General features: G+C 56.1%; 13 protein-coding genes and 1 other annotated feature. Of the genes, 8 read left to right on the top strand and 5 right to left on the bottom strand.

Annotated elements, in window-relative coordinates:
* Positions 1 to 17 precede the first annotated feature (17 nt).
* Positions 18 to 139 (bottom strand) — a sequence feature (His leader region).
* Positions 115 to 162 (bottom strand): his operon leader peptide, encoded by a 48-nt coding sequence (gene hisL, locus FHW71_RS03230; protein ID WP_100396937.1) that lies wholly within the window; start codon positions 160 to 162, stop codon positions 115 to 117. (Overlaps the previous feature by 25 nt.)
* A gap of 176 nt (positions 163 to 338) precedes the next feature.
* Between hisL and FHW71_RS03225 the strand changes: the two genes are divergently transcribed.
* Positions 339 to 1,166 (top strand): SDR family oxidoreductase, encoded by an 828-nt coding sequence (locus FHW71_RS03225; RefSeq protein ID WP_179450172.1) that lies wholly within the window; start codon positions 339 to 341, stop codon positions 1,164 to 1,166.
* 39 nt (positions 1,167 to 1,205) lie between these two features.
* On the opposite strand, the gene FHW71_RS03220 is transcribed toward FHW71_RS03225, so the two are convergent.
* Genes FHW71_RS03220 through puuD form a run of 3 tightly spaced genes read right to left on the bottom strand, consistent with a single transcriptional unit; the run spans position 1,206 to position 3,826 of the window.
* Positions 1,206 to 2,483, bottom strand: coding sequence for an FAD-binding oxidoreductase (locus tag FHW71_RS03220; protein WP_179450174.1), 1,278 nt, complete (start codon positions 2,481 to 2,483; stop codon positions 1,206 to 1,208).
* A gap of 24 nt (positions 2,484 to 2,507) precedes the next feature.
* A complete protein-coding gene (gene puuR, locus FHW71_RS03215; RefSeq protein WP_008104818.1) occupies positions 2,508 to 3,065 on the bottom strand; it encodes an HTH-type transcriptional regulator PuuR in 558 nt (185 codons plus the stop codon).
* Positions 3,062 to 3,826, bottom strand: coding sequence for a gamma-glutamyl-gamma-aminobutyrate hydrolase (gene puuD / locus FHW71_RS03210; RefSeq protein ID WP_179450176.1), 765 nt, complete (start codon positions 3,824 to 3,826; stop codon positions 3,062 to 3,064). The genes puuR and puuD overlap by 4 nt, the downstream gene beginning before the upstream one ends.
* Positions 3,827 to 4,036: 210 nt before the next feature.
* Here puuD and FHW71_RS03205 point away from each other — a divergent pair, with 210 nt between their 5' ends.
* Both FHW71_RS03205 and FHW71_RS03200 read left to right on the top strand, forming a co-directional pair.
* On the top strand, positions 4,037 to 5,455 hold the full coding sequence (locus FHW71_RS03205) for a glutamine synthetase family protein (protein WP_179450864.1): 1,419 nt from the start codon (positions 4,037 to 4,039) through the stop codon (positions 5,453 to 5,455).
* A gap of 372 nt (positions 5,456 to 5,827) precedes the next feature.
* Positions 5,828 to 7,186 carry an APC family permease gene (locus FHW71_RS03200; protein ID WP_008104814.1) on the top strand — a complete coding sequence of 453 codons (1,359 nt, stop codon included), beginning with the start codon at positions 5,828 to 5,830 and terminating at the stop codon, positions 7,184 to 7,186.
* Between the two features lie 82 nt (positions 7,187 to 7,268).
* Here the strand turns inward: FHW71_RS03200 and ygbI are convergent, their stop codons facing one another.
* Positions 7,269 to 8,030 carry a DNA-binding transcriptional repressor YgbI gene (ygbI, locus tag FHW71_RS03195; protein ID WP_061717696.1) on the bottom strand — a complete coding sequence of 254 codons (762 nt, stop codon included), beginning with the start codon at positions 8,028 to 8,030 and terminating at the stop codon, positions 7,269 to 7,271.
* Between the two features lie 259 nt (positions 8,031 to 8,289).
* Between ygbI and ltnD the strand changes: the two genes are divergently transcribed.
* From ltnD to FHW71_RS03170, 5 genes are all read left to right on the top strand, one after another.
* Positions 8,290 to 9,198 carry an L-threonate dehydrogenase gene (gene ltnD, locus FHW71_RS03190; protein ID WP_008104804.1) on the top strand — a complete coding sequence of 303 codons (909 nt, stop codon included), beginning with the start codon at positions 8,290 to 8,292 and terminating at the stop codon, positions 9,196 to 9,198.
* A gap of 2 nt (positions 9,199 to 9,200) precedes the next feature.
* Entirely contained in the window at positions 9,201 to 10,460 is a 1,260-nt protein-coding gene (gene otnK, locus FHW71_RS03185; protein WP_218889004.1) for a 3-oxo-tetronate kinase, read from the top strand.
* Complete coding sequence (locus FHW71_RS03180) at positions 10,457 to 11,083, top strand: aldolase (RefSeq protein WP_154157688.1); 627 nt, start codon at positions 10,457 to 10,459, stop codon at positions 11,081 to 11,083. Before otnK ends, FHW71_RS03180 begins: the two co-directional genes overlap by 4 nt.
* On the top strand, positions 11,083 to 11,862 hold the full coding sequence (locus FHW71_RS03175; protein WP_154183621.1) for an HPr family phosphocarrier protein: 780 nt from the start codon (positions 11,083 to 11,085) through the stop codon (positions 11,860 to 11,862). Before FHW71_RS03180 ends, FHW71_RS03175 begins: the two co-directional genes overlap by 1 nt.
* A gap of 117 nt (positions 11,863 to 11,979) precedes the next feature.
* Positions 11,980 to 13,332: a GntP family transporter gene (locus FHW71_RS03170; RefSeq protein ID WP_061717692.1), complete on the top strand. Its 1,353-nt coding sequence runs from the start codon at positions 11,980 to 11,982 to the stop codon at positions 13,330 to 13,332.
* Positions 13,333 to 13,405: the final 73 nt, after the last annotated feature.

Genomic DNA, 13,405 nt, shown 5'->3' with positions numbered 1-13,405 from the left:
TTGGTTTGCGTTCGCCCATAAAAAAACCCCCGGAAGATGATCTTCCGGGGGCTCTCTTTGCGTTCGCACCACTGGAAGATCCTAATCGTCTCCCAGCACACATCGCCTGAAAGACTAGTCAGGATGATGGTGATGATGGTGGTTGAACTGAACGCGTGTCATAGTAAATTCCGTTGCTGAATGAGTATTCATTTGCGTGCTGAATAACCTAACGAAGATGGTGACAATTGGCAACCCTTTTTTAACCGTCAATTTCCGGAATCTCCCGAAACAGTTTGCGCTGGTTTGGCACATCTAGCCGCACTAAGATGAAGTGTGAGCCCATAGCAGGAGTCGATATGAAAAAGGTCGCGATTGTAGGTCTGGGATGGCTGGGGATGCCGCTGGCGATGGCGCTAACGGCACGCGGCTGGCAGGTCACCGGCAGTAAAACCTCGCCGGATGGCGTGGACGCCGCACGCCGCTGTGGCATCGAAGCCTTCCAACTGGTGCTGACGCCCGAGCTGGAGTGTGAAGCCGAAGAGTTAGAGTCGCTGATGGCGGTGGATGCGCTGGTGGTGACTTTACCCGCCAGCCGCACGGTGAAAGGCGGTGAAGATTACATGCAGGCGGTGCAGAACGTGGTGGACACCGCGCTGGCGAAAAAAGTCCCGCGTATTATTTTCACCAGCTCTACATCGGTATACGGCAGCGGCGAAGGTGTAATGAAAGAGACCAGCCCACTGCAGCCGGAAACTGTCGCCGGCAAAACGCTGGTGGAGCTGGAGAACTGGCTGCACGATCTGCCCGGCACCAGCGTGGATATTGTGCGCCTCGCAGGATTAGTGGGGCCGAATCGTCATCCAGGTCGTTTCCTCGCTGGCAAAACCGGGCTGGAAAACGGCGGTCATGCGGTCAATCTGGTGCATCTCGATGATGTGGTGGATGCGATTGTGCTGCTACTGCAAACCCCGAAAGGCGGGCACGTTTACAATCTGTGTGCATCGAAACACCCGTCGCGCGATAGCTTTTATCCCAGCGTGTCGAAGCAGCTGGGGCTGGAACCGCCGACGTTTGTGGCGGAGCCGGAGCGTTCTAACGGCAAGGTGATTGATGGCTCGAAAATCGCTAACGAGCTGGGGTTTGAGTATACGTATGATGACCCAATGAAGATGCCGTTGGAATGACAATGTAGGGTCGCCATTCATGGCGACCTGGTCAAAACCTCACACCCCAAACCGATCCCGCAACGCATACCATGCCGCGCCCATCGCCGTGAGCGGCACCTTAAACCTTCTTCCGCCCGGAAACGGCAGATGTGGCAATTTCGCAAACGCATCAAATCTCTCCGCATGCCCACGCAACACTTCAGCAATCAATTTCCCAGAAAGATGCGTACAGGTCACGCCATGCCCGCTGTCGCCCTGCATAAAGAAGGCATTCTTCTCGACCTGGCCAAACTGCGGCATGCGCGATAGCGTAAGCAGGAAATTGCCGCTCCAGCGGTGGCTGATTTTGATATCACGCAACTGCGGAAAGGTGCGAAGCAGCTTGGGACGAATCAGCGCTTCAATGTCATCCGGCTCGCGCGCGCCATACACCACACCACCGCCGTACAGCAGGCGGTTATCGGCGGTGAGGCGGAAGTAATCCAGCAGATAGTTACAATCTTCAACGCAGTAATTGTTCGGTAGCAAACCCAGCGCCTGATCGCGCGTTAAAGGTTCGGTGGTGACGATCTGCGAACCGCACGGCATGCTTTTGCGCGTCAGGCGCGGTTCAAGCTGCGACGGTAAATAGGCGTTGCCGGCAAAAATCACGAAAGTGGCGCTGACTTCACCTTTGGCGGTTTTTATTCGATGCGGTGCGCCATATTTCACTTCTATCGCCGCCGATTGCTCATAAATGCGCCCACCGTGACGACGAATCGCCTCGGCTTCACCCAGCGCAAGATTAAGCGGATGCAGATGGCCGCCGCGTTTATCAAGCAAGCCACCGACGTAGCGATCGGTCGCCACTTCACGGCGAATGCCACGTTCGTCGAGCAGTTCCAAATCGTGATTACCGTAGCGCGCCCAAAGCGCTTTCTGGTTGCGCAAATGGCCCATTTGCCGCTGATTGAGCGCGGCGAAAATACCGCCGGGACGATAGTCGCAGGCGATAGCGTAACGGTCGATGCGGTCGCGAATGATCTCCGCGCCTTCAAACATCATGCTGCCGAGCATCTGTGCAGTTTGTTTGCCGTAGCGCTGTTCAATCACATCCACGTCGCGGCTGTAGGAGTTGACGACCTGGCCGCCATTGCGGCCGCTGGCGCCAAAGCCAACTTTCGCCGCTTCAAGCAGCACCACGTCGTAACCGGCTTCGGTGAGAAACAGCGCGGACGAGAGCCCGGTAAAACCGCCGCCAATAATGCAGACATCGCACTGCACTGACTCTTGCAGCTCCGGCCACGGCTCATGCGCGTTGGCGGAAGCGGCGTAATAACTTCCCACATGTTGCATTACATCCTCCTTAAGCGCGAAAACTTAGAAATTGGCGGGCGTATGCGCGCTAACAATGCGACACGGCTGATCTGAGGTATTGGTAAAACTGTGCGGTAAGCCGGTATCAATCACATAGCTTTCACCGCGATAAAGATGGTAACTCTGGCCGTTGACCACCAGCGTGATTTCACCTTCCAGCACCGTGCCGGTTTCCTCGCCGGGATGGCGTAACTTCTCGCCGGTGCTGGCGCCGGGTTCATAACGCTCCAGCAGCATCGCCAGCGCGCGTCGCGCGGCACCGTTATCGATTAGCATCAGCGATACGCCAAGGCTGCCGATCTCCACGCACTCTTCCGGGCGTACAATCACGCGCGGCGTGGCATTGATTTTGGGTTCGGAGAAAAACTCCGATAGCGATAGCCCGTAAACTTTCAGCAGCTTCTGTAAGGTGCTGACGGCCGGGCTGACTTTGTCCTGTTCGATAGTGCTAATGGCGCTGTGCGTTAAACCTGATAACTCAGCGACGCGACGCTGAGACAATCCCAACTCCTGCCGGATCTGCGATAAGCGACGTCCGGGTGCCAGAGTGGCATCATTCATGGCTGTTTTTCCTTGTGATTACAGACAGCGGCGTGGATAAAGGCCGCAAACAAACGGCGCGAGACCGGATCGCGGTCGGAATGCCACTCCGGATGCCACTGCACCGCGAGGGCGAAAGGGTGCTTTGGCAGGCTCACGGCTTCAATCAGCCCGTCGGGCGCGCGCGCTTCCACACGCAGCAGCGGACCGGTTTCGCGGATGCCTTGTCCGTGCAGCGAGTTGACCGCAAAAGGTTCGGCGCTGCCGAGCAGTTGGCTCAGCATGCCATCCACTTCTGGCTGTACGTCATGAACCGGCGCGTATTGCTCCTCCAGCGATAGCGCATCGTTTTCGCGGTGCTCCTGAAAAAGATGCGTCATATGCAGTTGGCGATGCAGCGCACCGCCGTTGGCGACCACCAGCTCCTGCAAGCCACGACAGATGCCGAACATCGGCATCTTTTTACCCATCGCATGTGTGATAAGCCCGAAGGCGAGGCGATCGCGCGCCGGATCGGCATGCGCCTCTTTACCGTCTTCGCCGTAATGCCAGGGTTCGATGTTGCTGGGGCTGCCGGTCAGCAAAATGCCATCCAGCACGGTCATACTGTTTTCTAATAGATGAGGCGCCTGCATCAGTTGATGCGGCAATGGCAGCGGCACGCCACCGGCAAGCACGATAGCGTCGAGATATTTGTTGTGAACCGTTTGCCCTGGATGGTTGCCAATTAAGTTCTGGCACATCACTACGCCAATCAAGGGCTTGTCAAAAATAATGCCCATAACGTCTCCGCGTTGCTGTTCAATATTTTCGCCAGAAATGCGCTGCTGGCCTGTAAAGTGTGCAATATTTTGTCAATCTAGCAACCGATCGTTCATTCCTCAAACAGAATTGTTACATTTGCACACTTTTTGCGTTAGAGCTATGTTAGAGGAGTGGCTGTTATTTTGAGCATTACGCGCACCAATATTAAACGGTAAAGGGCGGGTGGGATCATGACGAACCTCGTAGAAGTAGAAGACTTCACGCGACATAGTGAAGAGAAACGAACAAGCGCGTTCCAGCTGGAGGTCAAAACCTGGCTGGAACGCCATCCTGAAACGCAGTATGTCGATATTCTTCTTAATGATTTAAATGGGGTATTTCGCGGTAAACGCATTCCCATCTCCGCATTGGCAAAACTGGAAAAAGGGTGTTACTTCCCAGCTTCGGTTTTCGCGATGGATATTCTCGGTAACACCGTCGAAGACGCCGGACTTGGACAATCACTCGGCGAACCCGACCACCTCTGCATGCCGGTTCCCGGAACCTTAATTCCCTCTGCCGCCGATCCCACGCACATCGCCCAGCTGTTGCTGACCATGTGTAACCAAGATGGCACTCCCTTTGACGTTGAACCCCGTAATGTCCTCAATCGGCTGTGGCAACAGCTGCGCAATCGAGGATTGTTCCCGGTGGTAGCGGTAGAGCTGGAGTTCTATCTGGTGGATAAAAAGCGCGATGCCGAGGGCTTTATTCAGCCGCCGTGCTCGCCGGGCAGTGATGAACGCAATATGCAGAGCCAGGTCTATTCGGTGGATAATCTCGATCACTTCGCCGACGTTCTGCGGGATATCGACCATTTAGCCAAGCTGCAAGGCATTCCCGCCGATGGTGCATTAGCGGAAGCTTCACCTGGCCAGTTCGAAATCAACCTGCATCACACGCGCGACGTGCTGAAAGCGTGTGACCATGCTATTCAGCTGAAACGGCTGGTGCGTCAGGTAGCGGAAAATCACGGCATGACCGCGACATTCATGGCCAAACCTTACGAAGAGTACGCAGGCAGCGGCATGCATGTGCACATCAGCATGCTGGATGCCGCCGATCACAACGCCTTCGCGCTGGATGACGGCAGCGATTCACCGCTGATGAAACGCGCGCTGGCGGGCATGATCGATCTGATGCCGGCTTCGATGGCGTTGCTGGCGCCGAACGTGAATGCCTATCGTCGCTTCCTGCCGGAAGCCTATGTGCCGCTGCAGGCATCGTGGGGACATAACAACCGTACGGTCGCGTTGCGCGTGCCTTGCGGCGATGCGGATAACCATCGCATTGAGTATCGCGTGGCCGGTGCGGATGCAAATCCCTATCTGGTAGTGTCAACTATTCTTGCCGGTATTTTGCACGGTTTGGATAATCAGCTACCCTTACCGCATCCGGTGCAGGGCAATGGACATGAAGCAGAAGGGCTGGCATTACCGATTCGGCAGAGCGATGCGCTGTATGAATTCGAGAATAGCTACCCGCTGCAGAAGCTGTTGGGCGAGCGTTTCAGCGGCGTGTGGCACAGCTGCAAACAGTATGAATTGATGCAGTTTGAGCGCTTAATCACCTCAACAGAAATCGACTGGATGCTGAAGAACGCCTGACGCAGGAAGATTTGATCTAACGTCTTGTGCCGATGGCATAAGTTGGGGCAAAATACGCGCCCTGCAAAATGAGAAACATAACCGACGCTTATCCCGTCGGTTATTTTTTTGCATGATGTACTCACTGAAATTCAAACGAGGCCGGACACGCATCCGGATAGATAGATACTGACAAACACGCTTGTGCGTGAGATTTGAGGAAAACAAAGATGGGACTGTTTAACATTGCACCAGCTCAGGCTGGTTCTCGCTTCCGTGATGACTACGGCGCCGCGACAATCGTAAACACTTATATCACTTCTCACTGCAGCAAATTGCGCAGTAGCCCTGTAGCCCAACCGATCGCGGTTGTCGTCTGCGGGGGCCTGAACAATGTCGCTTAACACCTCTGCCGCACCTCAGCGTGCACATCTGAAAAAATCCCTGACCTTGATCCCGGTTGTCATGATGGGCCTGGCGTATATGCAGCCAATGACCCTGTTTGATACCTTCGGTATCGTGTCTGGATTGACCGACGGCCACGTCGCCACCGCTTATGCTTTCGCCCTGATCGCGATTCTGTTTACTGCCGTGAGCTACGGCAAGCTGGTACGCCGCTTCCCATCTGCGGGCTCCGCTTACACCTATGCTCAGAAGGCAATCAGTCCGCACGTCGGCTTTATGGTTGGCTGGTCATCACTGCTGGACTACTTGTTCATGCCGATGATCAACATCCTGCTGGCGAAAAGCTACTTTGAGACGCTGGTGCCGGGCATTCCGTCGTGGATTTTCGTGGTGCTGCTGGTGGCCTTTATGACCATCTCCAACCTGCGTGGAATCAAAACCGTTGCCAACTTCAACAGCGTGATCGTGGTGCTGCAAGTGGTGGTAATGGTAGTGATCACCGGCATGGTGGTTTACGGTGTGGCACACGGTGTTGGCGCAGGAACCTTGACCAGCAGCAAACCGTTCTGGTCTGAGAATGCACACGTAGTGCCAATGATTACCGGTGCGACCATTCTCTGCTTCTCGTTCCTTGGCTTTGACGGTATCAGTTCGCTGTCAGAAGAGACCAAAGATGCTGAACGCACTATCCCGCGCGCGATTTTCCTCACCGCGCTGATTGGTGGTGTGATCTTTATCGGTGTTTCTTACTTCCTGCAGCTCTACTTCCCGGACATCTCACGCTTCACCAATCCGGACTCTTCACAGCCAGAGATCATGCTGTTCGTGGCGGGTAAAGCGCTGCAGATTGGCATCCTGATCTTCTCGGTGGTGACGGTGCTGGCATCCGGTATGGCGGCGCACGCAGGCGTTTCGCGTCTGATGTACGTGATGGGCCGTGATGGCGTGTTCCCACAGCGTTTCTTTGGCTTTATTCACCCTACTTACCGCACACCGTCGCTGAACGTGCTGCTGGTAGGCGGTGTGGCGCTGCTGGCAATCAACTTCGACCTGGTCACCGCAACCGCACTGATTAACTTCGGTGCGCTGGTGGCGTTCACCTTTGTGAACCTGTCGGTGATTGCGCAGTTCTGGATCCGTGAGAAGCGTAACAAGACGCTGAAAGATCACCTCAACTATCTGGTGCTGCCGGTGATGGGCGCCCTGACAGTGGGTGCGTTGTGGATTAACCTGGAAGAGACCTCAATGGTGCTCGGCCTGGTGTGGGCAGCGATTGGTATTATTTACCTCGCGTTTGTTACCCGCACCTTCCGCAACCCGGTTCCGCAGTTCAGCGAAGAAGTGTGATTTAAATGACCAGGTGCGCATGAATGCGCACCCTACATCGTAGGGTCGCCATTAATGGCGACCTGGTTTAAAACCGTAAAACCTAGCTCGCCAACACCAACTCCCAACTCCCCGCACTCAACGCCTCGCGTCCCGCTTTACTCAGCTCCGCATCGGTAATCAACGTATCAAAGCGCTCCAGCGGCAACGCCAGGTGCGTCGCAATCTTGTTGTACTTCGAACTGTCGCTTAACAACACGCGCTTACTACTGACATCGCTCGCCGCCTGTTTCACCGGTACTTTATCCTCATCCGGCGTATACAGCCCGCGCGGGCCCCAGCAGGATGCGGAGATAAATGCGATATCGATCGCCAGCTGGCGCAAACTGCGTGCAGCTGCTTCACCGACGCTGGAACGGTTCTCACGACACACCGTGCCGCCGGTGTGAATCAGCTTGCAGCCGCTGCTCTCCATCAGCAGGCGTGCAATCACGAAATCATTGGTCACCACCAGCAGGTCATCACGCTCTACCAGCTCGCGCGCCAGCGCCAGGGTGGTGGTACCGGCATCAAGATAGATGCAGCTATTTCGTGGAATATGACGCGCGGCATACTGACCAATCGCCATCTTCTCGCCGCTGTACATATTGGTTTTCGCCAGATGCGACGGCTCCGCCGCCAGGCGATCCGCCGAGCGCACGCCGCCAGAGACAGACAACACCGCGCCTTGCTCTTCCAGCTTCTGCACATCGCGACGAATCGTCATATGCGACACACCCAACCGCTCAGTAAGCTCGGCAATACTCACAACGCCGCGTTCGCCAACCAGCGCTAAAATTTGTTGATGACGTTCAACCGGAATCACATTGCTCTCCCTGAATTATCATTTTTTCACATTGTAGATCATCGATTCACAGCCCGCAGCACAATTTATCTTCCCGATATGTAAGCAGAAATACCGTATCAACAGGGTGCAGCGCGCTAACCTCCGCCTGTGAATCCATGTTAAGCATTGCGCAGTGAAGTTAATTTTTGTGATGTCACGCACGTTTATTCGCCACTGACTGCGGCAGACTTAACACCAATGAACAAATTATCACTTAAATTAACAATGGAGGTTTGCTATGTCAGCAACCGTGAATAACATCGGCGTGATTGGTTTAGGTTCCATGGGCATGGGGGCAGCGCAGTCTTGCATCCGTGCAGGATTAAATACCTGGGGTGTTGATCTCAATCCGCAGGCGCTGGAAACCCTGCGTCAGGCCGGTGCGCGTGATGCGCAGACCTCCGCTGCCAGCTTTGCCGCTGAATTGGATGCGGTGCTGCTGCTGGTGGTCAACGCCGCGCAGGTTAAAGCGATTCTGTTTGGTGAAAACGGCGTGGCGGCGCAGCTCAAGCCCGGCACCGTGGTGATGGTCTCTTCTACCATCTCTTCACAAGATGCGCAGGCGATTGAACAACAGCTGGCTCAGCATCAACTGCTGATGCTGGATGCACCGGTTTCCGGCGGCGCAGCCAAGGCGGCGGTCGGTGAGATGACCGTGATGGCCTCCGGCAGCGACGAAGCTTTTGCCCTGCTGAAGCCGGTACTGGATGCGGTGGCGGCGAAAGTCTATCGCGTGGGCAGTGAAATCGGTCTCGGCTCAACCGTTAAAATCATTCACCAGCTGCTGGCGGGCGTGCACATTGCCGTGGGCGCTGAAGCGATGGCGCTGGCCGCCCGCGCCGGCATTCCGCTCGATACCATGTATGACGTGGTAACCAACGCCGCCGGTAACTCGTGGATGTTTGAGAACCGCATGCGTCACGTGGTGGATGGCGATTATTCGCCAAAATCAGCGGTCGATATCTTCGTTAAAGATCTCAATCTGGTGGCGGATACCGCCAAGTCGCTGCACTTCCCGCTGCCGCTGGCCTCCACCGCGCTCAACATGTTTACCGAAGCCAGCAACGCCGGTCACGGTCGTGAAGATGATAGCGCGGTGATCAAGATCTTCAGCGGCATCACGCTGCCGCAGGCGAAGGAGAAGTAATCATGCGTTTAGGCGTCATTGCAGACGATTTTACCGGTGCAACCGACATCGCCAGTTTCCTGGTGCAGAACGGTCTGCCGACCATTCAGTTCAACGGCGTGCCGGAAAGTCACGACGAACTGAGCGCGCAGGCGATTGTGATCAGCCTGAAGTCGCGCTCTTGCCCAGCGCAGCAGGCGATCGATCAGTCGCTGGCGGCGCTGCAGTGGCTGCAACAGCAGGGCTGCGATCGTTTCTACTTCAAATATTGCTCGACCTTCGACAGCACCGAGCAGGGCAATATTGGCCCGGTAACCGATGCGTTGCTGGCGGCGTTGGGCGAAACGCAAACGGTGATCTCGCCATCACTGCCGGTTAACGGTCGCACGGTGTATCAGGGCTATCTGTTTGTCGCCGATCAGCTGCTGTCCGAATCGGGCATGCGGCACCATCCGGTAACGCCAATGACCGACAGCAATCTGGTGCGTTTAATGACGCGCCAGGCCAAAGGTCAGGCGGCGGTGATCAACGCCGCGCAGCTGGATCAAGGTGCCGATGCGGTACGTGCGCAGCTGGATACCTTGAAAGCACAGGGCATCAACTATGTGGTGCTGGACGCGCTGCACGAACAGCACTTGCTGACGCAGGGCGAAGCGCTGAAAGAGACGCGTCTGGTGACGGGCGGTTCAGGCCTGGCGATCGGTATTGCTCGCGCCTGGGCAACACAGCAGCAGAACAGCGACGCTGAACACGCCGGACGTCCGCAAGGCGAGCGCGCGGTAGTGATCTCTGGCTCCTGCTCGCAGATGACCAATCGTCAGGTGCAGGCGTATCGCCAGCAAGCGCCATCGCACGAAGTGCTGGTGGAGCGCTGCCTCGATAACGCTGAAAGCTATGCGCAGGAACTTTGTGATTGGGTGGAAGCCAATCATCAGCCCGATCTGGCGCCCTTGCTGTTTGCTACCGCCGATGCGCAGCAGCTGCAAGCCATTCAGCAGCAATACGGCGCGGCGCGCAGCAGTGAAGCGGTTGAGCAGCTGTTTGCTGCGGTAACGCGGGAGCTGAAAAGCCGTGGCTGGCAGCGCTTTATCGTCGCCGGCGGTGAAACCTCGGGCGTGGTGGCACAAAGCCTTGGCGTCACCGCATTCCACATTGGGCCAATGATTTCGCCGGGTGTGCCGTGGGTGCGCGATATCCAGCAGCCGCTGTCGCTGGCGCTGAAATCCGGCAACTTTGGCGACGAACAGTTCTTTGCCCGCGCACAACAGGAGTTTTCAGCATGACGGAACAACAAGCACGCGAAGAAATGGTACAGCTCGGCGCGTCCTTCTTTCAGCGCGGATACGCTACCGGTTCAGCAGGCAACCTGTCGCTGCTGCTGGAAGATGGTAACTTGCTGGCGACGCCAACCGGCTCCTGCCTCGGCGAATTGCAGGCCGATCGTCTGTCGAAAGTGACGATTCAGGGCGAATGGATCTCCGGCGACAAGCCGTCGAAAGAAGTCGCATTTCACCGCGCACTGTACCTGAATAATCCTGAGTGCAAAGCGGTGGTGCATCTGCACAGCCACTATTTGACGGCGCTCTCGTGCCTGAACGATCTCGACACTGAAAACTGCATCCGTCCGTTCACGCCGTACGTGGTGATGCGCGTGGGTGATGTGCCGGTGGTGCCGTACTACAAGCCGGGCGATCAGCGTCTGGCCGACGATCTGGCCAATCTGGCCTCGCGTTATAACGCCTTCCTGCTGGCCAATCACGGTCCGGTGGTGGTGGGCAAATCTCTGCGCGAAGCCGCCAATAACACCGAAGAACTGGAAGAGACCGCGCGTCTGATGTTCACGCTCGGCGACCGTTCGATTCGTTATCTGACCGATAGCGAAGTCGCGGAATTGAGGAATTTCTAATGCCTAAGTTTGCAGCCAATTTATCTACCCAGTTCGGTGAACTGCCGTTTATCGAGCGCTTTGCCGCTGCGGCTAACGCCGGTTTTCGCGCAGTGGAATTCCTGTTCCCGTATGACTTTCCTGCCGAGGTGATTAAAGCCGAGCTGGAAAAACATCAGCTGGAACTGGTGCTGTTCAACACCGCCGCAGGCAACGTGCAAGCGGGCGAGTGGGGCGTTTCTGCTATTCCGGGCCGTGAAGCCGAGGCGCATGCGGATATTGACCGCGCGCTGGAATACGCGATAGCGCTTAATGTGCCGCAAGTGCATGTAATGGCGGCAACGGTGCCAAACGGTGCCGATCGTGCGGCCTATGAAGAGACTTTCGTGCGCAACATGCACTATGCCGCCGAGCGTTTTGCACCGCACGGCATTCGCCTGCTGCTGGAAGCGCTCAATCCGGTTACCAAGCCGAATTATCTCTACTCCAGCCAGTATCAGACGCTGGCGATGATGGCACGGATCGATCGACCCAACGTCTTTACCCAGCTCGATCTGTTCCATGCGCAGCTGGTGGACGGCAATCTGACGCATCTGATTCGCGAATACGCCGGTCGTTATCGCCATATCCAGATCGCCTCTGCGCCGCATCGTCACGAGCCGGATGAAGGCGAGATCAACTATTCCTATCTGTTTAACCTGCTGGATGAAGTGGGCTACGACGGTTGGGTGGGATGTGAATATATCCCGCGCGGCCGTACTGAAGCGGGCCTTGGCTGGTTCGCGCCTTACGCTAAATAACCCCTGTTTTACCGCCCAACACAGCGGCTTTGTACGCTGTGTTGGGCAAGTCTTACCTCAATTCGTCAATGCCAGAAATAACCATACTAATAAATAGATATAAATCAGAGGGATACCATGTCTACCGCATTGTTGTTAGCTATAGCTACTGCCAGCATCGTGATCTTGCTGCTGCTGGTGATTAAAACCAAAGTTCACCCCTTTGTGGCGCTGCTGATTGTCAGCCTGCTGGTGGCGATTGCTACCGGCATTCCCGCCGACAAAATCATGGAAACCATCTTTAGCGGGATGGGGAATTTGCTGGGGCATATCACCATTATCATCGTGCTGGGGGCGATGCTCGGCGCAGTGATTGAAGCCTCAGGCGGTGCGGAGTCGCTGGCGCAACGCTTCAGTAAATCGCTGGGTATCAAGCGTACGGTGGCGGCGTTAACCATGGCGGCGTTTATTCTCGGCATTCCGGTGTTCTTCGAAGTTGGCTTTATCATCGTGATTCCGCTGATTTATGGCTTCACCAAAGTGGCGCGCGTGTCACCGCTGAAGTTTGGCTTGCCGATGGCGGGCGTGATGCTGACGGTGCACGTGGCGCTGCCAACGCATCCAGGTGCGGCTGCGGCTGCAGGGATTCTGCATACCGATATGGGCTGGCTGATGATGCTCGGAATCCTGATCTCGATTCCGGTCGGTATCGTCGGTTACTACGTGGCGAAAGCGATGAACCTGCGTCAATACCATCTTTCCGTTGATGTGCTGGAGCAGCTGCAACTGGCGAAGCCGGAAGGTAAGCCGAAAAATGACGCGCCACCGCCGGGTGCGCTGACGATTACCGGCCTGATTGTCGTGCCGATTCTGTTAATCGTTATGGGAACGGTAGCGCACACCACGCTGGCAGAAGGCAGCACGCTACGCTCGGTGATGACGGTGATTGGAACCCCAGCCATTGCGCTGCTGATTGCATTGGGACTGGCGGCGTGGCTGCTCGGCGTGCGTCGCGGCTGGAGCAAAGAGAAGTTAGAAGATCTCACCGGACGTGCGATTCCCAGCTCTGCCAGCGTGATTCTGGTGGCGGGTGCGGGCGGTGCCTTTGGTAAGGTGCTGGTGGAATCGGGTGTGGGAAAAGCGCTGGCGTTGACGCTGGAAACTTTGCATCTGCCGCTGGTACCGGCTGCGTTCATTCTGTCGCTGGCGCTGCGTGCGTCGCAGGGATCGGCAACGGTCGCGATTCTGACCACCAGTGGTTTACTAAGCCAGGCGGTGGGCGATGTGACGGATATGCAGCGCGTGCTGGTGACGCTGGCGGCATGTTTCGGTGGTTTAGGCTTGTCGCATGTTAATGATGCGGGATTCTGGGTAGTGACGCGCTATCTGGGCTTGTCAGTGGCGGACGGCCTGAAGACCTGGACCGTTTTGACCACGGTGATGGGATTAAGCGGCTTTGCGCTGACGTGGTTGGTTTGGGGTATGATTTAAATAACGTGGTTAATTCCGTGCATCAATTGTGATATTCGGGATAGAAATAAAAACGCTGTGTCATTAATTAAAA

This window comes from Enterobacter sp. Sphag1F (assembly GCF_014193275.1).
Classification (GTDB): domain Bacteria; phylum Pseudomonadota; class Gammaproteobacteria; order Enterobacterales; family Enterobacteriaceae; genus Pantoea; species Pantoea symbiotica.
The sequence above is the reverse complement of the archived record's forward strand: the minus strand, read 5'-3'. Positions and strand labels throughout refer to the sequence as shown.